The sequence below is a fragment of the Pseudomonas sp. GD04058 genome, from assembly GCF_029836855.1.
Taxonomy (GTDB): Bacteria; Pseudomonadota; Gammaproteobacteria; order Pseudomonadales; family Pseudomonadaceae; genus Aquipseudomonas; species Aquipseudomonas bharatica.
On the sequence record NZ_JAOECN010000044.1, the window covers coordinates 1 to 22,990 of the forward strand.

The following is a 22,990-nucleotide window of genomic DNA, read 5'->3' on the forward strand; positions in this document are numbered from 1 at the left end:
AGCGATGAGGCCCTCAGCTTCACAGCATCATGTCGACTTCGCCCAAATGCCCCCCGAACGGCCCGAAACTCCTCTCGACCAGCCTGCGCCGCCCATCCGCTTCAACTACCAGCACCGTACTCGCCCGGGTCCCATAGTTCTGGCTGGCAATGAACACGCTGGACAGCAGCCGCTCGGTTGCCAGGCCCACCCCGGTGCTGGGAAGCTCCGCGTCCGCCGCCGGCCGGGCATCCCCCAGCAGTTCGAACAGCTCTTCCGGCTGTGGATCATCCAGCCGCTCCCGCAGCGCCTCCCGCGCCTTGACCAGCTTCGGCCACGGCGTATCCAGGGCGGCGTTGGATAGTCCGTACACCCCGGCCTCCAGCATCCTCGGCGTATCCCCGGCATGCAGATACCCCAATTGCCCGGCATTCCCCACCAGCAGGTTGAACCCGGAATAAAGCCGGGCCTCGCCGGCCACCTTGTCCAGATAAGCCTCGACCGACAGTTCCCCGCGCAAATAGCCCGCCACCAGTTCGCCCCGCGACCGGGCGCCCAGGGCTTGCCCCGGGTCACGGATATTGGTCAGCGCCGCGAACCGACCCTGCGGCCCCACGCCCAACCAGGTCCCGCCGGCTTCCAGGTCACGCCCGGCATGCACGCCGGAGGCCTCGTCCCACGAGGCCAGGGCCTGGGTCGGGCGGGCGTAGAACTCGTCACGGTTGGCCGCGACGATCAGCGGCCGGGCATGTCCCGGCCGCCAGGCGAAAACGATCAGGCACATCGTGTGTCCCATTGTCTTGTCGGTGGTGCCTCACTCTACCTCAGACCGTCCTGACAAGGTCTTCATCTGCCTGTAGTGGAGGCAAGTGCCCGGCTTCCGTTACCATGCCGGACTGAATTTTCCGGGAGCGACAATGGAATTCGTGCTCTACCTGCTGCTGGGAGCCTGCGCAGGCGTGCTGGCCGGGCTGTTCGGCGTCGGTGGCGGCATCATCATCGTGCCGGTATTGGTCTTCAGCTTCACCCTGCAAGGCTTCGATGCTTCGGTACTGACCCACCTGGCCGTCGGCACGTCGCTGGCGACCATCGTCTTTACCTCGATCAATGCCATCAGCGAGCACCATCGCAAGGGTGCGGTGCAATGGCCGATCTTCGCCTGGATGACCCTGGGCATCCTGATCGGCGCCGTTATCGGCTCCAAGACGGCCTCGCTGATCCAGGGCCCGCACTTGCAGAAGATCATCGGCGTGTTCGCCCTGGTGGTTGCCGTGCAGATGGCCCTGGACCTCAAGCCCAAGGCCAGCCGCAGCGTGCCCGGCAAGGCCGGATTGACCCTGGCCGGCAGCGTGGTCGGCTGGGCTTCGGCGATCTTCGGCATCGGTGGCGGCTCGCTGACCGTACCGTTCCTGACCTGGCGCAGCCTGCCGATGCAGCAGGCGGTGGCGACTTCGTCGGCCTGCGGCCTGCCGATTGCCCTGGTCAGTGCCCTGAGCTTCATGCTGCTGGGTTGGCACGAGGAGCATCTGCCGCCCCATAGCCTGGGCTTCGTGTACCTGCCGGCAATGATCGGCATTGCCGTGACCAGCATGTTTTTTGCCCGCTTCGGCGCGCGTCTGGCGCACAAACTGTCGCCGCGCTTGCTCAAACGCCTGTTCGCCGCATTGCTGTTCTGCGTCGGCCTGAGCTTTTTGCTTTAACGAGAGGAGTCATCATGCTGCCTTACCCGCAGATCGATCCCGTGGCACTGGCCATCGGGCCGCTGAAAATCCATTGGTATGGCCTGATGTACCTGGTCGGTATCGGTGGTGCCTGGCTGCTGGCCTCGCGCCGGCTCAAGCGCTTCGACCCCACCTGGACCAAGGAAAAGCTCTCCGACCTGGTGTTCTGGCTGTCGATGGGCGTCATCGTCGGCGGACGGCTCGGCTACGTGCTGTTCTACGACCTGAGCGCCTACCTGGCCAACCCGACCCTGATCTTCGAAGTCTGGAAGGGTGGCATGTCGTTCCACGGCGGCTTCATCGGCGTGATGCTGGCGGCGCTGTGGTTCGGCAAGCGTAACAACAAGACCTTCTTCGAACTGATGGACTTCGTCGCGCCGATGGTACCGATCGGCCTGGGTGCCGGGCGGATCGGCAACTTCATCAACGCCGAACTGTGGGGCAAGGCTGCCGACGTGCCGTGGGCCATGGTCTTCCCGCCGTTCAGCGACCCGGCGCAACTGCCGCGGCATCCCTCGCAGCTGTACCAGTTCGCCCTGGAGGGCTTGGCGCTGTTCCTGATCCTCTGGCTGTACTCGCGCAAACCGCGGCCAACCATGGCGGTATCGGGCATGTTCGCCCTGTTCTACGGGATCTTCCGCTTCATCGTCGAGTTCGTCCGCGTTCCGGACGCCCAGCTCGGCTACCTGGCCTGGGGCTGGCTGACCATGGGTCAGATTCTCTGCGTCCCGATGATCATCGGCGGCCTCGTCCTGATCTGGTGGGCCTATAATCGCAACCCGTCGGTAAAACCTGCGGTCTGATTTTCCACGGCAGGGGCGATCCCCCTGCCGTCCTAGTTACAGGAACGCTATGAAACAGTATCTGGACCTGGTCCGCGACGTCATCGAGAACGGCACCCTGCAGGAAAACCGCACCGGCGTGCGCACCATCGCCCTGCCGGGGGCCATGCTGCGTTTCGACCTGCAGAAGGGCTTTCCCGCCATCACCACGCGCAAGCTGGCGTTCAAGTCGGCCATCGGCGAGATGGTCGGCTTCCTCCGTGGCGTCAGGAACGCCGCCGAGTTCCGCGAACTGGGCTGCAAGGTCTGGGACCAGAACGCCAACGAAAATGCCCAGTGGCTGGCCAACCCGTTCCGCCAGGGGCATGACGACCTCGGCGAGATCTACGGCGTGCAGTGGCGCCAATGGCCGGCCTACAAGCGCATCCCGCTGGCTAACCCGGCGGCCATCGAGCTGGCGCAGAAGAACGGTTTCGTAAAGATCGCCGAGTCCGAGGAAAACGGCGAAGCCTTCGTTGTGCTGTACAAGGCCATCGACCAGATCCGCCAGTGCGTCGACACCATCGTCAACGACCCCAACAGCCGGCGCATCCTGTTCCACGGCTGGAACTGCGCGCAACTGGACGAAATGGCCCTGCCGCCTTGCCATCTGCTGTATCAGTTCCACCCCAACACGCAGACCAAAGAGATCTCCCTGACGCTCTACATCCGCTCCAACGACCTGGGCCTGGGCACGCCGTTCAACCTCACCGAAGGTGCGGCGCTGCTATCGCTGGTCGGCCGCCTGACCGGCTACACGCCACGCTGGTTCACCTATTTCATCGGTGATGCCCATGTGTATGAAAACCACCTGGACATGCTCAACGAGCAACTCCGGCGCGAGCCGCTGGACGCACCGAAGCTGGCGATTTCGGACCGGGTGCCGGAGTTCGCCAAGACTGGCAGGTACGAGCCGGAGTGGCTGGAAAAGATCGAGCCGAGCGATTTCAGCCTGGAAGGGTATGAGCACCACGCGCCGATGACGGCGCCGATGGCTGTCTAGGCCGGCTCTAACAGTACACACAATCCCTGTGGGAGCTGGCTTGTCGGACCGCCGAACCGCAGCGATTTCGCCAGATCAGACGACATCATTGCTCATGACGGCCCCATCGCTGGCAAGCCAGCTCCCACAGGGTGAGCGGCCGGCCTTAGTGGCCGTGACTTCTACCGACATGGGAGTGTTCTCCCTCCGGCACAGAAACCGCCCCGTTCACCTCCAGCCTCTCCAGGATCGCGCAGTGTTCGCCTTCGGCGTTGCAGCGCCTGCGCAGTTCCACCAGTTGCTCCTGCAGCGCGACCAGCCCGTCGATCCTGGCCTGCACGTGCTCGATGTGCTCGTCGATCAGCGCATTGACGCTGCCGCATTGGTCCTGCGGGCTGTCCTTGAGCTTCAGCAGGCTGCGGATTTCTTCCAGCGTCATGTCCAGCGTCCGGCAGTTGCGGATGAAGGTCAGGCGCTCGACATGAGCCTGGGTGTACACCCGATAGTTGCCCTCGCTGCGCGCCGGCTCCGCCAACAGGTTCTCCCGCTCGTAGTAGCGGATTGTCTCTACCGCGCAATCGGTGGCCTTGGCCAGTTCGCCGATCTTCATCTGCAAATACCTCGATAGGGGTGCTTGACCCTATAGTGGCTACAGGGTGTTCACTTGGCAACAGGACCTTTCCGGTGAACCCTTATGAACCAGCCTGTCACTCACGATCATTCCCACAAGCACCACGATCATGGCCATAAGCCCTCGGGTTGCTGTGCGCCGAAGCCGGCCGCGCATTCCTGCTGCTCCGGCAGCGAGGCGCCGGCCCTGGTGCAACTGCGCGAAAAGGCCAGCGCCGACGCCCGGCTCAGCCGCTTCCGCATCGAGGCCATGGACTGCCCGACGGAACAGACCCTGATCCAGGACAAGCTCGGCAAGCTGGACGGCATCGAGCAACTGGAATTCAACCTGATCAACCGCATCCTCGGCGTTCGCCACACCCACGGCGATACCCGGGGCATCGAGCAGGCGATCGCCTCGCTGGGCATGCAGGCCGAGCCGCTGACTGATGAATCCGCCGAAGCCAGGCCGGCCCCAGTGAAGAAATCCTGGTGGCCGCTGGCGCTGTCCGGCGTCGCCGCGCTGGCTGCGGAAATCGTGCATTTCACCGCTGCTGCGCCGGAGTGGGTGGTGGCAGCCCTGGCCCTGGCGGCGATCCTTGGTTGCGGCCTGGGCACCTACAAGAAGGGCTGGATCGCCCTGAAGAACCGCAACCTCAATATCAACGCGCTGATGAGCATCGCGGTGACCGGCGCCGTGCTGATCGGGCAGTGGCCGGAAGCGGCCATGGTGATGGTGCTGTTCACCCTCGCCGAGGTGATCGAGGCCCGGTCGCTGGACCGCGCGCGCAACGCCATCGGCGGCCTGATGCAGTTGAGCCCGGACATGGCCACGGTGCAGCAAGCCGACGGCCAGTGGCTGGAGATGGAAGTCGCCAAGGTGCCACTCGGCGCCTTGGTACGCCTGCGTCCAGGCGAGCGGGTCGGGCTGGATGGCGAAGTGGTCAGCGGCCAGTCGAGCATCGACCAGGCGCCGATTACCGGGGAAAGCCTGCCGGTGGAAAAAGGCCCGGGCGACAAGGTTTTCGCCGGTACCATCAACCAGTCCGGCGCCCTGGAGTTCCGGGTGACCGTCGCCGCCGGTGAATCGACCCTGGCGCGGATCATCCGTGCAGTCGAGGAAGCCCAGGGCGCACGAGCGCCGACCCAGCGCTTCGTCGATCGGTTTTCGCGGATCTACACCCCGGCGGTCTTCGCCTTCGCCCTGGCCGTGGCCGTGATCCCGCCGCTGTTCATGGCCGGCGCCTGGTTCGACTGGATCTACCGCGCCCTGGTCCTGCTGGTGGTCGCCTGCCCCTGCGCCCTGGTGATCTCGACCCCGGTGACCATCGTCAGCGGTCTCGCCGCTGCGGCACGCAAGGGCATCCTGATCAAGGGCGGCGTGTATCTGGAAGGCGGGCGCAAGCTGGACTTCATCGCCCTCGACAAGACCGGCACCCTGACCCACGGCAAGCCGGTGCAGACCGATGCCGAAGTGCTCGACCCGCTGTTCGCCACGCGTGCCCAGCGCATCGCCGCCAGCCTCGCTGGCCGCTCCGACCACCCGGTGTCCATGGCCATCGCCCGCAAGGGCAAGGAAGACGGTCTGGCCCGTGCCGAGGTGAGCGACTTCCAGGCCCTGACGGGTCGTGGTGTCAGCGGTCAGGTGGAGGGTGTGCTCTACCACCTCGGCAACCACCGTCTGGTGGAAGAGCTGGGTCTTTGCTCGCCGGAGCTGGAGGCCAGGCTGGATGTGCTCGAACGTCAGGGCAAGACTGTCGTCCTGCTGCTCGACGGTTCCGGCCCGCTGGCCCTGTTCGCCGTGGCCGACACGGTCAAGCAGACCAGTCGCGAAGCCATCGCCGAACTGCACGAGCTGGGCATTCGCACCGTCATGCTCACCGGCGACAACCCGCATACCGCCGACGCCATCGCCGCCCAGGTGGGCATCGACGAGGCCCGTGGCAACCTGCTGCCTGCGGACAAGCTGGCGGCCATCGAGGACCTGTATGCCAAGGGCCACCGGGTCGGCATGGTCGGCGACGGCATCAACGACGCCCCGGCCCTGGCCCGCGCCGAGATCGGCTTCGCCATGGCGGCGGCGGGCACCGACACTGCCATCGAGACCGCGGATGTCGCCCTGATGGACGACGATTTGCGGAAAATCCCGGCTTTCGTGCGGCTCTCGCGGCAAAGCGCGGCGATCCTGGTGCAGAACATCGTTCTGGCCCTGGGTATCAAGGCGATCTTCCTGGCCATCACCTTTGCCGGCATGGCCACCATGTGGATGGCGGTCTTCGCCGACATGGGCGTCAGCCTGCTGGTGGTCTTCAACGGGCTGCGCCTGCTGAGAAAGTAGTACGATGAGGGGCACCGGGTCAGCTAGATTTCCAGTACCAGCCCCTCGATCTGCTCCAGTCTCTCCGCCTGGCTCAGCCTTGCTCCCGGATTCAACGAAGACCACTGCGGATGCGCCCGTGCCTTGGCCAATGCCGCCGGCAGCTTGCCCTCGCGCCACGTCTGGTCGGGCGGGGTTTCCAGATTGATCCGGTTCATCGCCGCATGCCCACGGCTGTCCAGCGCCTGCAACAACTGGCGCTGGCGCAGCGCCAACAAGCGCAGCACCGCATCATCCACCGTCAGTTCCTGCTGGCCCTTCAATTTGCCGAGCAGGCGCGCGCCGTAGCTGCGTGCCGTGCCCAGCGCGCCACCGGCAATCGCCCCGGCCAGTGCGGCGACGCCAAGGGTCAGGCCGCCCACCGCCAGATCGATCCCGGCGCCGGCTGCCGCCCCGGCCATGGCCCCGCCGCCCAGGCGTATACCCAGCAACCTGAGGGTTTCCGGATTGAACAGGTCATCGCCCCAGCGTCCATCCAGCAGCGGCAGGTCGCCGGCATTGGCGTCATCGCGACGAAACCCGTAGAGCTTGAGCAGCGCCTCGACACAGCGTTGCTCGCGCTGGCGGATGGCGTTGCGCAGGGCCTCGATCGCGGCGGCCTCCGCTTCGGGTTTCGCTTCCACGCTGCGCCGGGCAGCCGCGCAGTCCATCAACAGTTCGGCGATGAGGCGCTTGCCGCTATGCAGGCGCACCTGTCGTTGCGCCTGCTGGTCGTCGATCAGCCGCTGCAAGGCCGGGCGGGCGTTCTCCAGCATCAGGGCAAGGCTTTCGTACAGCCGTCGTTCACCGTCTTCGGGCGGCGCCACGCTGTCGAAGCGCACCAGCGCATGCAGGCCGAGGCGGGCCAGGGCTTCGCGCCAGTCAGGCTCGCGGTGCTGGCTGCTGGCGACGAAATTGAGCACCGGCAGCAGCGGCTTGCCACAGCCGGCGAGGACTTCCAGCTCGTCGCGGTACTTGGCCAGCACCGGTTCGCGAGCGTCGATCACGTAGAGTCCGGCATCGCTGGCCATCAATTGGCGCACCACCTTGGCCTCCTGTTCGAAGCGCTGTCGTGCCTCGCTGCTGTGCAGGAAGCGCTCCAGGCGTGCCGGACCATCCAGGCGCTCCCCCGGGCGCTCCAGGCGTTCCAGGTAGTCGAGCAGGGCGATGGCATCTTCAAGGCCGGGGGTGTCGTAGAGTTCCAGCAGCGGCTGGCCATCCACCGACAACCGCGCCCCTTCGACATGGCGGGTGGTGCTGGGGCGATGGGACACCTCACCGAAGCCGACGTCCCGGGTCAGGGTGCGCAGCAGCGACGTCTTGCCGACATTGGTATGGCCAACCACGGCGAGTTTCAGGGCCTCAGTCATGACCATGCTCCAGCCAGTTCAACGGTGGGGTATCGGCGTAGGCCAGGCCCAGCCGGTCCAGCGCCTGGTGCCAGTCGCCCAGGCGTTCGGCATCCAGTAGCTGGCCCGGCGGGGGCAGCAGCAGCCAGATCCGCGTTGCCGCCGCGCTGCGCGCCAGCTCGGCGAGCAGCGCCAGGCTGCCGCGATCCGGCGAGCGTTGCGGGTCGCAGGCGACGGCCAGGCGGGCGGGCGGGAAATGGCTCATCTGTTCCAGCAGGCGGCGGCGGGATTCGCGGCTGTCGAGTACGCCGGCGTCGGTGACCGAGGCGGGCAGGGCGGGCGGCCAGGGGCGCTGGTCGTCCAGTTCGAGGCCGACGATCAGCGCGCCTTCGTGGCGGACATCGTCCTGGTCAAGGCGGATCTGCGGCAACTGCTCGGGGGCGGCGTCATTGATGCCGAGGCGCTCGCTGCTCGGCATCAGCGCTTCGCGCAGGCTGCTGTAGCCGGGCAGCTTGAGGTCTGGCGCCAGCCGGGCGCGGCCCTGGCGCCAGCGCCACTGGCACAGCGCGGCGAGCACCAGCCGCGGCAGGATGCCGTAGACCACCAGCACGCCCAGCAACCAGCCGGCCCAGGCCTGGCGGCTGGGGTCGAGGGCGGGGAGGCTGTCGCCACTGGCGCGGATCATCGCCACGTCCGGCGTCGCGAAGCCGAGCAGCGAAGGCACGGCGCCCAGGGCCTGGGTCAGGCTGACGAAGGTATCGGGCTGGAGCAGGGTGGTTTCCCAGACGAAGCCGTAGCGGCGTGTCGACAGCAGCATCAGCATCAACACCAGCGCGCTGCACAGCGCCAGCAGCCACAGGCCATGGACCAGCGCGCCGAGCAGCCAGCGGGTCAGGCGCTGGCGCTGCAGCAGCACCAGCAAGGCGGGGGCGAGATGAGCGGCCTTGGCGTCGCGGGCGAGTTTCTCGCTTAGCCACAGCCACAGGCGGCCGAGGCTCGCGCCCTGGTCGCCGGCCAGGAAAAAACCGCCAGCCCAGCCCAGCAGCAACAGCAGGTTCAGCCCGAGCAGGCTGCCCAGGGCCCAGAACACATTGACCGGGCGCTGCCCGTCGCCCAGCGCGGCGAAGGCCAGCCCGCTACCGCTGACCACCGCCAGCACCAGCAGCGCCAGCAAGGCCAGGCGCGCGCCGCGCCTGTAATGTTCCAGCGCCTGGCGCAGGCCATCGCGTTCGGCCAGCCATAGGGCGCGGGTCTCGATCCGCTGCGCCAGGTCGCCGCCTTGCTGGCGGGCGCGACGGTTGGCTTCCTGGTCGTCGAGGGGGCCGGTATGTTCTTCACGCAGGCGCACTGCTTCGGTCAGCCAGCGTTTGTCCAGATCGGTCAGTCCAGTCACGTACAGCTTCCTTGAACCATTCACCGGGGAAGCATAACCCAGGCATCCTTTGCTATCCTCGCCGCCATGAAAACACCACTCCCCCTCAGCCTGATCGTGGCGCTCGCCGAGAACCGCGTCATTGGCCTCGACAACCGCATGCCCTGGCACCTGCCGGGGGATTTCAAGTACTTCAAGGCCACCACCCTGGGCAAGCCGATCATCATGGGGCGCAAGACCTGGGACTCGCTGGGCCGGCCGCTGCCGGGCCGCCTGAACCTGGTGGTCAGCCGTCAGCCGGGGCTGCAACTGGAAGGCGCCGAAGTGTTCGCTTCGCTGGAAGATGCCATCGTTCGCGCCGATCAATGGGCGCGCGAGCAGGGCGTCGACGAACTGATGCTCATCGGCGGCGCGCAGTTGTATGCGCAGGGGCTGGAGAAGGGCCTGGTGGATCGCCTGTACCTGACCCGGGTGGAAATAAATCCTGAAGGGGATGCGTGGTTCCCCGAGGTGGACGAGCGCGTCTGGAAGAAGGTGTCGAGCCACCAAGGACCGGTTGAGGAAGGGAAGCCGGCCTATCACTTCGAGGTTTGGGAACAGGTCTGAGGCCTCATCGCTGGCAAGCCAGCTCCCACGGAACCTGTGGGAGCTGGCTTGCCAGCGATAGGGCCCAAAAGACCTATGAATGACTCAGTTGCACCTGCTCATCCCCAGCCAAAACAACCTTGTCGGTCTGCCCCAGGATCTGGCTGGTAATGGTCCCGGCGGTCATCGAGCCGCTGACATTCAGCGCCGTCCGCCCCATGTCGATCAGGGGTTCCACCGAAATCAGCAGGGCCACCAGTTCCACCGGCAAGCCCATCGCCGGCAGCACGATCAGCGCGGCGAAGGTCGCACCACCGCCGACCCCGGCCACACCGGCCGAACTCAGGGTCACCACCGCCACCAACGTAGCGATCCATAGCGGATCCAGCGGATCGATCCCCACCGCTGGCGCGACCATTACCGCGAGCATCGCCGGATACAGGCCGGCACAGCCGTTCTGGCCAATGGTCGCGCCGAACGAGGCGGCAAAGCTGGCAATCGCCTGCGGCACGCCAAGACGCCGGGTCTGCGCTTCGATGCTCAGCGGAATGCTGGCGGCACTGGAGCGGCTGGTGAAGGCGAAGGTCAGTACCGGCCAGACCTTGCGCAGGAAGCGCAGCGGATTGATCCCGGCCAGCCCCAGCAGTACGCCATGCACGCCGAACATCAGCGCCAGGCCGAGGTAGGACACCACCACGAAACTGCCCAGCTTGATGATGTCGTCGAGGTTGGAACTGGCGACCACCTTGGCCATCAGCGCCAGCACTCCGTACGGCGTGAGCTTCATCACCAGGCGTACCAGGCGGGTGACCCAGGCTTGCAGGGTGTCGATGGCGGCCAGGGCACGGCTGCCTTTCTCTGCGTCGTCCTTGAGCAGTTGCAGGGCGGCGATGCCGAGGAAGGCGGCGAAGATCACCACGCCAATGATCGAGGTCGGCCTGGCCCGGGCCAGGTCGCCCACAGGGTTGCTCGGCAGGAACGAGAGCAGCAATTGCGGGATGTTCAGGTCGGCGACCTTGCCCGCGTAATCGCTCTGGATCGTCGCCAGGCGTGCGCTTTCCTGGGTACCGGCCACCAGGCCTTCGGCGCTGAGGCCGAACAGGTTGGTCAGGACGATGCCGATCAACGCGGCGATGGCCGTGGTGAACAGCAGGGTGCCGATGGTCAGCACGCTGATCCGGCCCAGGGACGAGGCATTGTGCAGGCGGGCCACGGCGGACAGGATCGAGACGAAGATCAGCGGCATGACGATCATTTGCAGCAGTTGCACATAGCCGATGCCGACCAGGTCCAGCCAGCCGATGGTGGCCTTCAGGACCGGGGTGCCGGCGCCGTAGAACGTGTGCAGGGCAAGGCCGAAGAGTACGCCGAGCACCAGCCCGGCCAGCACCTTCTTCGCCAGGCTCCAGCCCGGGTTGAGTTTGGCCAGGCCCAGCAGCAGCGCCAGGAACACCAGCAGATTGAGAAACAGCGGCAGATTCATCGAAGCTCCAGACAAAAACGAAGCAACCGCCTGGAGGGGCGGTTGCTGAAACGAAAATGCTAACAGTATGAAAACAAACGAATTTATATCGATATGGAATGACAACCGTCGTTTCCGGAATAAACACGGGTCGTTTTCAAGCAAGTGGTTGCCGCTTGCAGGCATTGTTGGCGTCGTTGCCAGAGCGGAGCGGCGAGCCGGGAGTGCTTAGGGTGAGGCGTTCATTCTTCAGGAGAACCGCCCATGACGTTCGCCCCGAAATTCCTCGCTGCCGGCCTGGCCGTGCTGCTCAGCTGGCAAGCCCAGGCCGTCGAACTGAAACACTGGCCTGCCGAGGCCGCGAAACAACTCGACGCGATGATCGCCGCCAATGCCCACAAGGGTAACTACGCGGTGTTCGACATGGACAACACCAGCTACCGCTTCGACCTCGAGGAATCGCTGCTGCCGTTCCTGGAGAACAAGGGTGTGCTGACCCGCGACAAGCTCGACCCTTCGCTCAAGCTGATGCCGTTCAAGGACACCGCCGAGCACAAGGAAAGCCTGTTCAGCTACTACTACCGGCTTTGCGAAATCGACGACATGGTCTGCTACCCGTGGGTGGCGCAGGTGTTCTCCGGTTTCACCCTCAAGGAACTGAAGGGTTACGTCGATGAGCTGATGGCCTCGGGCAAGCCGGTGCCGAGTACCTATTTCGACGGCGACCAGGTCAAGACCATCGAGGTCAACCCGCCCAAGGTCTTCACCGGGCAGACCGAGCTGTACAACAAACTGATGGAGAACGGCATCGAGGTCTACGTGATGACCGCAGCGTCCGAGGAACTGGTGCGCATGGTCGCTTCGGATCCGAAGTACGGCTACAACGTCAAGCCGCAGAACGTCATCGGCGTCAGCCTGCTGCTCAAGGACCGTACCAGCGGCGCCCTGACCACCGCGCGCAAGCAGATCAGCGCCGGCCACTACGACGCGGCAGCCAACATGGGCCTGGAACTCACCCCGTACCTGTGGACCCCGGCGACCTGGATGGCCGGCAAGCAGGCGGCCATCCTCACCTATATCGATGAATGGAAAAAACCGGTGCTGGTAGGCGGTGACACACCGAACAGCGACGGCTACATGCTGTTCCATGGTGTCGATGTGGCCAAGGGCGGGATTCACCTGTGGATCAACCGCAAGGCCAAGTACATGGACCAGATCAACGGGATGATGGCCAGGAATGCCGCAGCCCAGGCCAAGGAAGGCTTGCCGGTAACGGCGGACAAGAACTGGGTGGTGGTGACTCCAGAGGAAATTCAATAATTCAAGATGTTGTAAGCACCCATTTCTGCATCTTGCTTGGTTTTGGATCCAATGCCATAAGTGGCCATTATTTTGATGGCCATTTATGAGGTGTCAGTGGTGAGCATTCGCGATAAACGCTTTATTTACCACCTGAGCAGCTTTGAAAATGCTTTTTCAATTCTTCAGAGGGGATTGCAGCCTAGGGCAAATTTACAAGGTCATGAGTTCACGGATGTGGCAGATGCTGAGATCATCGAAGGGAGGACGCACAACGCTTTGGAAACTTTTGTTCCTTTTCATTGGTTCTCCAGAAACCCGTTCGATGGAAGGGTTCAAGCTGACCACCCCGGCAGGGATTTCGTGTTGATTGCGGTCTACCGTGATCATGCACAAAGGCAGGACTGGCGCATCATCCCCCGCCACCCGCTCGCGGGAGGCCGTCCGGACATAATGGGATACGAAGACGGCATCAAAGCCATTGATTGGGCGCTCATGGACCAAAGAGACTATTCGGACCCTGCCTGTCGCCATGTCTGCATGGCAGAATGTCTTTCCCCAGGTCCCGTACCGGTAGCCGACTTCGCCAAAATTTACACGCCCTCTGACGCGCTAAGGCGGAGGCTTGCAGCCTTGGCGGCCGAACTGGGTCACCCAAGGCTTTGGATCGAAGCGAACCCCAATATGTTTCTAATCAGATGATTTTCAAGAACCTCAACCCTCAGAAAGCTCTCATTTGGAGAATCATCCATAGGGACAATCTGCCATGGGTCCTGTCCAATGGGCTGGATGCCGTTGGGTCCGGTCGGCTCACTGAACATTATGTAAGCATTGGTAACCCTGATCTGATCAGCAAGCGGTCACAGCGCAAAGTACAGATCGCCCCTGGGGGAACGTTGGCGGACTACGTTCCGTTCTATTTCACGCCGTTTTCGGTGATGATGAAAAATATTCACTCTGGATGGGGGGTTCAGCAGCGGCGCAACGAAGAGATCGTGATCCTGGTCTCGAGCCTGTATCATCTCCAATCCATGGACTTGCAGTTCCTCTTTACTGACGCTCACGCCTACCCCAACTGGAGTAGGTACTATAGTGATCTGCAGCATTTGGACAAAGTCGACTGGGCCCTTCTGCAGCATAGGGACTTCAAGCGCGATCCGGATGACCCGCGTAAAATGGAGCGCTATCAAGCTGAGGCGTTGATCCATGAGCATGTCCCCGTTGCTGGCCTTCTGGGGATAGTCTGCTACAACGAAAATGTAAAACGACGCGTCGACAAGGAGGTTCAGCAATGTCAGCTGGACCTTCCCGTTCATGCTCGACCGGGGTGGTATTTCCAATGATTCGCTTTGCACAAGGTAACCTGCTGGAGGCGAAGGCCGAAGCACTGGTTAATACAGTCAATACCGTAGGGGTGATGGGTAAGGGGATAGCGCTGATGTTCAAGGAGCGCTTCACCGAGAACTATCGTCTCTATGGGGCTGCCTGCAAAGCGAACGAAGTGGTCATCGGGAAAATGTTTGTCACAGAGGTCAGCGAGCTGGATGGACCACGCTGGATCGTGAACTTTCCCACCAAGCAGCACTGGCGGTCGCCCTCGCAGCTCGCCTGGATCGTAGATGGTTTGCATGATCTACGAAGGTTTATAGTTGCCAATCATGTTTCTTCGATCGCGATTCCCCCTTTAGGAGCGGGTAACGGTGGGTTGCCTTGGTCGTCTGTGCGAGAGCAGATCGAGGCGGTTCTCAGTGATCTTGATGCAGATGTTCTGGTTTTTGAACCTACCGACAAATACCAGAACGTGTCAAAGCGTAGCGGGGTCGAACAACTGACTCCTGCCCGTGCCTTGATTGCCGAGCTTGTAAGGCGCTACTGGGTGCTGGGGATGGAGTGCAGTCTTCTGGAAATACAGAAGCTGGCATGGTTTCTGGAACGCTCGATTGAGCGTTTTACTCCAGACAATAATCCTCTCGCGCTCAAGTTCGTAGCACATAAATACGGACCCTACGCCAACCGCTTGGAGCATTTGCTCGACAACCTTGATGGAAGCTATCTGCATTGTGGAAAGCGCATAGGCGATGCAGGCCCTGCGGATGTGATTTGGTTCGATGATGGGCGCAAGTCCTTCGTGCATGCGTATCTGAATAGTGAGGCTAAGGAACATCTGCCTGCTTTGGAATTCACTGCTGATTTGATTGATGGATTCGAGTCGCCTTTCGGAATGGAGCTCTTGGCGACGGTGGACTGGTTGTTGAGTCGAGAAGGCGTTGCGCCCGATGTTGCGGCTATTCGAGAGGCTTTGAAAAACTGGTCCGGTGGGGCTGATGCTGGAAAAAGAAAGAGCAAGATCTTTGATGATGAGTCACTGACTATTGCCTTGAACCGACTATCGACTGTAGACCCGGGTAGGGTGCGTTCAACAGTAAAATGACCATAAAAAAACCGGCGCCCAGGGCGCCGGTTTTTTATACCGCCTGGCTAGCACTCACAGCCCTTCGAGCAGGGCCTTGTTGCGTACGGCACCCTTGTCGGCACTGGTCGCCAGCAGGGCGTAGGCCTTCAGCGCGGTGGTCACCTTGCGCGGACGCTGTTCCACCGGTTTCCAGCCCTTCTGGTCCTGCACGATGCGCCGTGCCGCCAGCTCTTCATCGCTGACCAGCAGGTTGATCGAGCGGTTCGGGATGTCGATCAGCACCTTGTCGCCGTCCTGCACCAGGCCGATGGCGCCGCCCGCTGCCGCTTCCGGCGAGGCGTGGCCGATGGACAGGCCCGAGGTACCGCCGGAGAAGCGGCCATCGGTCAGCAGGGCGCAGGCCTTGCCCAGGCCCTTGGACTTCAGGTAGGAGGTCGGGTACAGCATTTCCTGCATGCCCGGGCCGCCTTTCGGACCTTCGTAGCGAATGATGACGATATCGCCTTCCTTCACTTCGTCGGCGAGAATGCCGCGCACGGCGCTGTCCTGCGACTCGAAGATCTTCGCGTTGCCTTCGAAGACATGGATCGACTCGTCCACGCCGGCGGTCTTCACCACGCAGCCGTCGAGGGCGATGTTGCCGTACAGCACGGCCAGGCCGCCCTCTTGCGAGTAGGCATGCTCGACGCTGCGGATGCAGCCGTTTTCACGGTCGGCGTCCAGGGTGTCCCAGCGGGTCGACTGGCTGAAGGCGGTCTGGGTCGGGATGCCGGCCGGGCCTGCCTTGAAGAAGTGGTGCACCGCTTCGTCGCTGGTCTGGGTGATATCCCATTTGGCGATGGCTTCTTCCATGCTCGCCGAGTGCACGGTCGGCACGTCGGTGTGCAGCAGGCCGCCACGGGCCAGCTCGCCGAGGATGCTGAAGATGCCACCGGCGCGGTGGACGTCCTCCATGTGGTACTTCTGGATGTTCGGCGCCACCTTGCACAGCTGCGGCACCTTGCGCGACAGGCGATCGATGTCGCGCAGGTCGAAGGCCACCTCGGCCTCCTGGGCGGCGGCCAGCAGGTGCAGGATGGTATTGGTCGAACCGCCCATGGCGATGTCCAGGGTCATGGCGTTCTCGAACGCCTTGAAGCTGGCGATGTTGCGCGGCAGCACGCTGGCGTCGTTGTCGCCGTAGTAGCGCTTGCACAGCTCGACGATGGTGCGGCCGGCGGTGAGGAACAGCTGCTCGCGGTCGGAGTGGGTCGCCAGGGTCGAACCGTTGCCCGGCAGGGACAGGCCCAGGGCTTCGGTCAGGCAGTTCATCGAGTTGGCGGTGAACATGCCGGAGCAGGAACCGCAGGTCGGGCAGGCGCTGCGTTCGTACTCGGCGACTTTTTCGTCGCTGGCGCTGGAGTCGGCGGCGATGACCATGGCATCGACCAGGTCCAGGCCGTGGCTGGCGAGCTTGGTCTTGCCGGCTTCCATCGGGCCGCCGGAAACGAAGATCACCGGGATGTTCAGGCGCAGGGCGGCCATCAGCATGCCGGGGGTGATCTTGTCGCAGTTGGAGATGCAGACGATGGCGTCGGCGCAATGGGCGTTCACCATGTACTCGACGGAGTCGGCGATGATCTCGCGGCTCGGCAGGGAATACAGCATGCCGTCGTGGCCCATGGCGATGCCGTCATCCACCGCGATGGTGTTGAATTCCTTGGCCACGCCGCCGGCGCGCTCGACTTCACGGGCTACCAGCTGGCCCAGGTCCTTCAGGTGCACGTGGCCCGGGACGAACTGGGTGAAGGAGTTGGCGATGGCGATGATCGGCTTCTTGAAATCCTCGTCCTTCATGCCGGTGGCACGCCACAGCGCGCGGGCACCGGCCATGTTGCGGCCGTGGGTGGACGTTTTGGAACGGTAATCAGGCATGAAGCACTCCTGGCGGCTAATCAGGTAACAAAAAGGGGAGTGAGCTTCTCTTGTCCTTGGTACCGGAAGGCAGGTGGCCGCTGGTACGGATGAGGCAAAGACGTCGCGGGATCGCCGCACGCTTGGCCAGAGCTCATAAACCCGCCGGGGGATGACTGGCGATGAATAGGCGCGATTCTACACCGCTGGCGGGCGGAAGGAATGGCGCAATGGACAGTTGGTTCGCAGGCTCACGATTTTGCCGGCGCGCTCGCTTTCCGCCGGCCATGGCGCTACCGTGATCGCCTTCGTCTTCCTGACCGCATTTTTCACGGAGGAAATATGGTCCACCCAGCCGATGTTCCCGCCAGCAGCGTGCTGCGCATGCTCTCTACCACGGCCTGGTTCTTCGACTGCTTCGCCCGGCGCATCACCCCGGAACAGAGCCTCACGGCGCTGGATGCCTACCAGCGCATGAGCCGCGCCGTGCCAGGCTGGATCAACCATGCGCTGCGCCTGCGTGACCTGCTGGTGCGGCCGTTCGGGCTCAAGCCGGTGGCCGGCTTCAACCTCCGCGAGCAGAAGACCCCGAAGGTCGGCGAACAGCTGGATTTCTTCCAGATCGCCGCGGTGACCGACCGGGAACTGGTGCTGTCGCTCAAGGACAGTCACCTGGATGTGCTGATCTCGGTGCACCTCGATCCGAACAACCAGCTCAGCCTGACCTCCATCGTCGAACCACATAACCTGCTGGGGCGGATGTACATGCGCCTGATCCTGCCGATGCATCGGCGGGTGGTGAAGACGATGCTGGGTGGGCTCTGATAACCGACGCCGCTCCCCTGTAGGAGCTGGCTTGCCTGCGATGGACCGCGCAGCGGTCCTAAAACCTGCCAAACCGGACCGTCTGGATTGATGCAATCTGCTGGGCGCACCGAATCCGAAATCGGATATAGCACTGAACTCGTGCTGGATGGTTTTAGGACCGCTTTGCGGTCCATCGCAGGCAAGCCAGCTCCCACACGGTCCGCGTCGCTCTCTCGGTCAATCGCCCTCCCTAAATTCGGGCCAGTATCTTAAAAGATAACTCTAGACACATCTTTTTCAGGGTGTTCTGATTTGTCTCGGGATATGGTCTGCCCCTTCGCGATCCGGCTAGGAGACGAAGGTGCAAAGCAGGCAATTAATCAAGGAGCTTGAAGCGGCTGGCTGGGTTCTGAAGCGTGTGACTGGAAGCCACCATATCTTCAAGCACCCGAACAACCCGAACTCGATACCGGTTCCTCACCCCAAGAAAGACTTGCCGATAGGCACGGTCAAAAGCATTCGGGACAGGGCTGGCCTGAACTAGCGAGTGCACCTTTGCAGGAGATGACAATGCAATACCCAATCTGCATCGAATGGGGCGACGACAACACCGCCACCGGAATCCAGATCCCCGACATCCCTGGAGCCGTCACCGCTGGCGACACCTTCGAGGAGGCCTACGCCGCAGCAATCGAAGTCGCTCACATCATGCTCGAAGAGATTGCCGGCAATGGCGAGCCCATCCCCATGCCCACCAGAACCGCCGTTCACCGGAGCAATCCTGACTTCGCCGGAATGGGTTGGGGAATGCTGGAAATCGATATCACCCCTTATCTGGGCAAGACCGAAAAGGTCAATGTCACCCTCCCAGGCTTTGTGATCCAACGGATTGACCGTTATGTCCGCGATCACAATGTAAAGAGCCGTTCATCCTTCCTTGCCGATGCGGCGATGGAGAAACTGGGGCGCTAAAAGCAGTGCTCCGGCAGCGGCGAGAATCAGGAAGCCAGCGCCCAGGCTTCTGGGTAATTGGTCGCTGAACAAGGTAATTGCGGCGCTGGCAAGCGCTCCCGTCGCAAATACCAGCGTACTGACCAGCGCCGCTGCTGCCCCGGCCCGGTTCGTATGCAACGCCAGCGCACAACTGGTCGCCGCCGGACGAACCAGCGTCGTACCTGTAGTTCCTATCATCACTGGAGCGAGAAACTGCAAAGGCGCCAGCGCCTGCCATTGGAAAACCAGCATCGCCCCCGCTAGAGCTATCAACACAAGTCCCAGCCCCATCAGTTGCAACGGATTCAGGTATCTGTTCAGTCGCTGCGCCAAGAGCCCTGCAGCCAGGTAAGCCAGACCGAAAAGCAGAAAGAACTCCCCAAAACGCTCCGCCGACAACCCAAGCTGCTCCATGAAGAACAGTGGTGAAATCACGATGAACGCGAAATGGCAGGAAAAGGCCACGGAGGCGAGTGCGCCCAGACGCAGAAATGAACGGTCCCGGAGCAACGGGCCGTAGGCCTCGATCAGACCTGTTCGAATACCCATCGGTCGGTGGTCCTTGGGCAGCATCGACAGGCACATCACCCAGGCCACCCCCGACAGAACCGCAAAGACGACAAAGCTGGCCTGCCAATCGAAGCTGCTCTGCAACCAACTCCCCAGCAACGGCGATATCGAAATGAAGAGCCCGCTGGCGGTGGTGAGCAGAATCCTCAAGCCATTCCTCTGCCGTGCACTGAACAAGTCCTGAATCAGAGCTTGCGACAGTACGAAACAACCACATCCCAGTGCCTGCGCCATGCGGAACGCCAGAAAGCTCGGGTAGTGCGCTGTCAGCGTGCAGCCGAGCGCGCCCGTGATGGAGAGTGCCAATCCCGCCAACAACAAGCGACGGCGCCCGATCTGGTCTGAAAGTGGCCCGACGATCAGTTGTACTATCCCGACCACCAGTGCGAACAGACTGACCGACAAGGCGACGTGGGCGGTATCCACGGCCATATGGGCACTGATCGCGGGGAAAGAAGGAAGGATGACATCCAGCGGAAAGGCGCCAAGGAGCGTCAGCAACAGAAGGAACGCGATGACAGCATGATGCATGGAGACTCCGGAAACAGCTTGTTGAGGCAGTCCTTCCACGCTAGTCGGCAGCCTTCCCACGAATCGCTGGCTATCGAGGAGGGCATTTCCGGCACATTTGTCAGTCGATTACTGGCATCAGGGCCCAGCCCCAAACAAAAAATCCCGGCACCAGGCCGGGATTTTTTCATTCGATTGCTTATCAGCTGTTAGGCAACAACCGGCAAGTAATGCTCTTGATATAGCGAGTCTCAGGAATCGCCGGGTGCACCGGGTGGTCTGGCCCCTGGCCGCCGCGCTCGAGGAACTGGATATTGCGGTCCAGGTGGCGGGCGCTGGTCAGCAGGATGTTCTGCAGGTCGTCTTCCGGCAGGTGCATCGAGCACGAGGCGCTGACCAGGATGCCGTCCTTGCTGAGCATGCGCATGGCCTGCTCGTTCAGGCGGCGATAGGCGGCCTCGCCGTTCTTCAGGTCCTTCTTGCGTTTGATGAAGGCGGGCGGGTCGGCGACGATGACGTCGAAGCGTTCTTCGGCGGCCTTCAGCTCGCGCAGGGCGGCGAAGACGTCACCTTCGATGCAGGTGACCTTCTCGGCGAAGCCGTTGAGCGCGGCGTTGCGCTCCACGCCATCCAGGGCAAAGCCCGAGGCATCGACACAGAACACTTCGCTGGCACCGAAGGCACCGGCCTGCACACCCCAGCCACCGATGTAGCTGAACAGGTCGAGCACGCGCTTGCCCTTGACGTACGGTGCCAGGCGCGCGCGGTTCATGCGGTGGTCGTAGAACCAGCCGGTCTTCTGGCCTTCCATCACCGGGGCTTCGAACTTGACCCCGTTCTCTTCCAGCGCGACCCACTCCGGCACTTCGCCGTAGACGGTCTCGACATACCGTTCCAGGCCTTCGGCGTCACGCGCCGAGGAGTCGTTCTTGAACAGCACGCCGCTCGGCTTGAGCACCTGGATCAGCGCGGCGAGAACGTCGTCGCGGTGGCGTTCCATGGTCGGCGAGGCCAGCTGGACCACGAGGATGTCGCCGAAACGGTCGACCACCAGCCCCGGCAGCAGGTCGGAGTCGCCATAGACCAGGCGATAGAACGGCTTGTCGAACAGGCGCTCGCGCAGCGACAGGGCGACGTTGAGGCGGTGCACCAGCAGGGACTTGTCCAGCGCAAGCTTGGTGTCGCGCGACAGCAAACGGGCGCAGATCAGGTTGTTCGGGCTCAGGGCGACGATGCCCAGGGCCTTGCCGCCCGCTGCTTCCAGCACCGCCTGGTCACCAGCCTTGAAACCGTGCAGCGGGGTGGCGGCAACGTCGATTTCGTTGCTGTACACCCACAGGTGGCCGGCGCGCAGACGGCGGTCGGCATTGGCTTTGAGACGAAGGCTGGGCAGGGACATGACGTCGCTCCGGAAAAAAGAGCGGGAGTATAGCGTGCCGACCCTTGCCGCGCCCGCCGCTGCGACAAATTGCATGGCGACTGGCCGTCACTCGGCCGGGCGATCGGGTTAGAATCGCCCGTCAGCCCCGAGTATGAAGCCATGACCCAGGAACTTTCAGCCGAACAGATCCAGCAAGCCCTGCAAGGCATCAGCGTGCCGCCCCAACCGCAGATCATGGTCGACCTGCAGATGGAGCAGTACATGCCTGACCCCGACCTAGAGGTGATCGCCAGGCTGATCTCCCAGGACCCCGGGCTCTCCGGCGCGTTGCTGAAGATCGTCAATTCGGCGCACTACGGGCTGACCAACAAGATCGCCTCGATCCAGCGCGCGGTGAACCTGCTGGGCAGCCGCTCGATCATCAACCTGATCAACGCCCAGTCGATCAAGGGCGAGATGAGCGATGAAACCATCGTTACCCTCAACCGTTTCTGGGACACCGCCCAAGACGTGGCCATGACCTGCCTGACCCTGGCCAAGCGCTTCGGCTCCCAGGCGGTGGACGAGGCCTATGCGCTGGGGCTGTTCCACGACTGCGGGGTGCCGCTGATGCACAAGCGCTTCCCCGATTACATGAGCGTGCTGGAAGACGCCTACGCCAGCGCCGGCGAGCGCCAGCGGGTGGTGGACACGGAAAACCAGGTGTTCAACACCAACCATGCGGTGGTCGGCTACTACACCGCCAAGTCGTGGCGCCTTCCGGAGCATGTCAGCAGCGCCATCGCCAACCACCACAACGCCCTGGCGGTGTTCAGCGACGAGTCGCCGCGCACCGCGCCGCTGAAGAATCTGCTGGCGATCCTGAAGATGGCCGAGCATATCTGTGCCTCGTACCGGGTGCTGGGCAACCAGAACGTCGATCACGAATGGAACACGGTCGGGCATCTGGTGCTCGACTATATCGGCCTGTCGGAATACGACTTCGACAACCTCAAGCAAACCATCCAGGAACTGGGTAGCCACTGATCCATGCCTGAATTACCTGAAGTCGAAACTACTCGCCGCGGCATTGCCCCTTATCTCGAGGGCCAGCGCGTCAGCCGCGTGATCGTCCGCGACCGGCGCCTGCGCTGGCCGATCCCGGACGACCTCGACGTACGCCTGTCCGGGCAGCGCTTCGTCTCGGTCGAGCGACGGGCCAAGTACCTGCTGCTCAATGCCGAGGTGGGGACCTTGATCAGTCACCTGGGGATGTCCGGCAACCTGCGCCTGGTGGAAATCGGCCTGCCAGCGGCAAAGCACGAGCATGTGGATATCGAGCTGGAGTCCGGGCTGGCACTGCGCTACACCGATCCACGGCGTTTCGGCGCGATGCTGTGGAGCCAGTCGCCACTGGAGCATGAATTGCTGGCCAGGCTCGGGCCGGAGCCGCTGACCGACCTGTTCGAAGGGGAGCGCCTGTTCCAGATGTCGCGCGGGCGGTCGATGGCGGTCAAGCCGTTCATCATGGACAACGCGGTGGTGGTGGGCGTGGGCAATATCTATGCGACCGAAGCGCTGTTCGCGGCCGGTATCGATCCGCGGCGCGAGGCGGGGAGCATTTCCCGGGCGCGCTATCTGCGCCTGACCGTGGAAATCAAGCGCGTCCTGGCGGCGGCGATCGAGCGTGGCGGCACCACGCTGCGCGACTTTATCGGCGGCGACGGGCAGCCGGGGTACTTCCAGCAGGAGCTGTTCGTCTATGGACGGGGCGGAGAGCCATGCAAGGTGTGTGCTTCGACCTTGCGGGAAGTGAAGCTGGGGCAGCGGGCCAGTGTGTTTTGTCCGCGGTGCCAGAAGTAGGGTTTTGTGCTGGATTAGCTGGCCTCATCGCTGGCAAGCCAGCTCC

22 protein-coding genes are annotated in these 22,990 nt (G+C 63.0%); 14 read left to right on the forward strand and 8 right to left on the reverse strand.

Going from position 1 to position 22,990, the window contains the following annotated elements; all coding sequences use genetic code 11:
- Nucleotides 1-19 precede the first annotated feature (19 nt).
- Entirely contained in the window at nt 20-763 is a 744-nt protein-coding gene (locus tag N7650_RS24310; RefSeq protein WP_279900380.1) for an NRDE family protein, read from the reverse strand.
- A gap of 133 nt (nt 764-896) precedes the next feature.
- Between N7650_RS24310 and N7650_RS24315 the strand changes: the two genes are divergently transcribed.
- From N7650_RS24315 to N7650_RS24325, 3 genes are read left to right on the forward strand one after another with little or no spacing between them, the layout of a single operon-like run.
- Entirely contained in the window at nt 897-1,679 is a 783-nt protein-coding gene (locus N7650_RS24315; RefSeq protein ID WP_009396728.1) for a sulfite exporter TauE/SafE family protein, read from the forward strand.
- 14 nt (nt 1,680-1,693) lie between these two features.
- Nucleotides 1,694-2,503: a prolipoprotein diacylglyceryl transferase gene (gene lgt / locus N7650_RS24320; RefSeq protein WP_279900381.1), complete on the forward strand. Its 810-nt coding sequence runs from the start codon at nt 1,694-1,696 to the stop codon at nt 2,501-2,503.
- 49 nt (nt 2,504-2,552) lie between these two features.
- On the forward strand, nt 2,553-3,524 hold the full coding sequence (locus N7650_RS24325; RefSeq protein WP_279900382.1) for a thymidylate synthase: 972 nt from the start codon (nt 2,553-2,555) through the stop codon (nt 3,522-3,524).
- Nucleotides 3,525-3,669: 145 nt separating this feature from the next.
- Here N7650_RS24325 and cadR read toward each other — a convergent pair whose 3' ends face one another.
- Nucleotides 3,670-4,113: a Cd(II)/Pb(II)-responsive transcriptional regulator gene (cadR, locus tag N7650_RS24330; protein WP_009396732.1), complete on the reverse strand. Its 444-nt coding sequence runs from the start codon at nt 4,111-4,113 to the stop codon at nt 3,670-3,672.
- An 84-nt stretch (nt 4,114-4,197) separates the two neighbouring features.
- Here cadR and N7650_RS24335 point away from each other — a divergent pair, with 84 nt between their 5' ends.
- Complete coding sequence (locus N7650_RS24335) at nt 4,198-6,450, forward strand: heavy metal translocating P-type ATPase (RefSeq protein WP_279900384.1); 2,253 nt, start codon at nt 4,198-4,200, stop codon at nt 6,448-6,450.
- Nucleotides 6,451-6,473: 23 nt separating this feature from the next.
- Here the strand turns inward: N7650_RS24335 and N7650_RS24340 are convergent, their stop codons facing one another.
- Together N7650_RS24340 and N7650_RS24345 are read right to left on the reverse strand one after the other, a co-directional pair.
- Nucleotides 6,474-7,838, reverse strand: coding sequence for a GTPase/DUF3482 domain-containing protein (locus N7650_RS24340; protein WP_064301146.1), 1,365 nt, complete (start codon nt 7,836-7,838; stop codon nt 6,474-6,476).
- Complete coding sequence (locus N7650_RS24345; protein WP_279900385.1) at nt 7,831-9,210, reverse strand: DUF2868 domain-containing protein; 1,380 nt, start codon at nt 9,208-9,210, stop codon at nt 7,831-7,833. The genes N7650_RS24340 and N7650_RS24345 overlap by 8 nt, the downstream gene beginning before the upstream one ends.
- Nucleotides 9,211-9,276: 66 nt before the next feature.
- Between N7650_RS24345 and N7650_RS24350 the strand changes: the two genes are divergently transcribed.
- Nucleotides 9,277-9,795 (forward strand): dihydrofolate reductase, encoded by a 519-nt coding sequence (locus N7650_RS24350; RefSeq protein WP_279900387.1) that lies wholly within the window; start codon nt 9,277-9,279, stop codon nt 9,793-9,795.
- A 73-nt stretch (nt 9,796-9,868) separates the two neighbouring features.
- Here N7650_RS24350 and N7650_RS24355 read toward each other — a convergent pair whose 3' ends face one another.
- A complete protein-coding gene (locus tag N7650_RS24355) occupies nt 9,869-11,257 on the reverse strand; it encodes an L-cystine transporter (protein WP_279900389.1) in 1,389 nt (462 codons plus the stop codon).
- 243 nt (nt 11,258-11,500) lie between these two features.
- Between N7650_RS24355 and N7650_RS24360 the strand changes: the two genes are divergently transcribed.
- The 4 genes from N7650_RS24360 to N7650_RS24375 all read left to right on the forward strand — a co-directional run bounded on the left by N7650_RS24360 (nt 11,501) and on the right by N7650_RS24375 (nt 14,966).
- Nucleotides 11,501-12,556: a haloacid dehalogenase-like hydrolase gene (locus N7650_RS24360; protein ID WP_279900391.1), complete on the forward strand. Its 1,056-nt coding sequence runs from the start codon at nt 11,501-11,503 to the stop codon at nt 12,554-12,556.
- A gap of 99 nt (nt 12,557-12,655) precedes the next feature.
- Nucleotides 12,656-13,237 carry a DarT ssDNA thymidine ADP-ribosyltransferase family protein gene (locus N7650_RS24365; RefSeq protein ID WP_279900393.1) on the forward strand — a complete coding sequence of 194 codons (582 nt, stop codon included), beginning with the start codon at nt 12,656-12,658 and terminating at the stop codon, nt 13,235-13,237.
- Nucleotides 13,234-13,878: a DUF4433 domain-containing protein gene (locus tag N7650_RS24370; RefSeq protein ID WP_009396740.1), complete on the forward strand. Its 645-nt coding sequence runs from the start codon at nt 13,234-13,236 to the stop codon at nt 13,876-13,878. The genes N7650_RS24365 and N7650_RS24370 overlap by 4 nt, the downstream gene beginning before the upstream one ends.
- Nucleotides 13,875-14,966 carry a macro domain-containing protein gene (locus N7650_RS24375; protein ID WP_009396742.1) on the forward strand — a complete coding sequence of 364 codons (1,092 nt, stop codon included), beginning with the start codon at nt 13,875-13,877 and terminating at the stop codon, nt 14,964-14,966. The genes N7650_RS24370 and N7650_RS24375 overlap by 4 nt, the downstream gene beginning before the upstream one ends.
- 54 nt (nt 14,967-15,020) lie before the next feature.
- On the opposite strand, the gene ilvD is transcribed toward N7650_RS24375, so the two are convergent.
- Complete coding sequence (ilvD, locus tag N7650_RS24380) at nt 15,021-16,862, reverse strand: dihydroxy-acid dehydratase (protein WP_279900395.1); 1,842 nt, start codon at nt 16,860-16,862, stop codon at nt 15,021-15,023.
- A gap of 321 nt (nt 16,863-17,183) precedes the next feature.
- Here ilvD and N7650_RS24385 point away from each other — a divergent pair, with 321 nt between their 5' ends.
- From N7650_RS24385 to N7650_RS24395, 3 genes are all read left to right on the forward strand, one after another.
- Nucleotides 17,184-17,666, forward strand: a complete 483-nt coding sequence (locus tag N7650_RS24385) for a DUF2867 domain-containing protein (protein WP_064301155.1) — start codon at nt 17,184-17,186, stop codon at nt 17,664-17,666.
- A 343-nt stretch (nt 17,667-18,009) separates the two neighbouring features.
- Nucleotides 18,010-18,192 (forward strand): type II toxin-antitoxin system HicA family toxin, encoded by a 183-nt coding sequence (locus N7650_RS24390; RefSeq protein WP_009396747.1) that lies wholly within the window; start codon nt 18,010-18,012, stop codon nt 18,190-18,192.
- 26 nt (nt 18,193-18,218) lie between these two features.
- Nucleotides 18,219-18,620: a type II toxin-antitoxin system HicB family antitoxin gene (locus N7650_RS24395; RefSeq protein ID WP_009396748.1), complete on the forward strand. Its 402-nt coding sequence runs from the start codon at nt 18,219-18,221 to the stop codon at nt 18,618-18,620.
- Here the strand turns inward: N7650_RS24395 and N7650_RS24400 are convergent.
- Together N7650_RS24400 and N7650_RS24405 are read right to left on the reverse strand one after the other, a co-directional pair.
- Nucleotides 18,576-19,742, reverse strand: coding sequence for an MFS transporter (locus tag N7650_RS24400; RefSeq protein ID WP_279900398.1), 1,167 nt, complete (start codon nt 19,740-19,742; stop codon nt 18,576-18,578). The genes N7650_RS24395 and N7650_RS24400 overlap by 45 nt on opposite strands.
- A gap of 181 nt (nt 19,743-19,923) precedes the next feature.
- Entirely contained in the window at nt 19,924-21,120 is a 1,197-nt protein-coding gene (locus N7650_RS24405) for a class I SAM-dependent rRNA methyltransferase (protein ID WP_009396750.1), read from the reverse strand.
- 195 nt (nt 21,121-21,315) lie between these two features.
- On the opposite strand from N7650_RS24405, the gene N7650_RS24410 reads away from it, so the two are divergent.
- Nucleotides 21,316-22,128: an HDOD domain-containing protein gene (locus N7650_RS24410; protein WP_170395222.1), complete on the forward strand. Its 813-nt coding sequence runs from the start codon at nt 21,316-21,318 to the stop codon at nt 22,126-22,128.
- 3 nt (nt 22,129-22,131) lie between these two features.
- A complete protein-coding gene (gene mutM / locus N7650_RS24415; RefSeq protein WP_279900401.1) occupies nt 22,132-22,944 on the forward strand; it encodes a bifunctional DNA-formamidopyrimidine glycosylase/DNA-(apurinic or apyrimidinic site) lyase in 813 nt (270 codons plus the stop codon).
- The last annotated feature ends 46 nt before the right edge of the window (nt 22,945-22,990 follow it).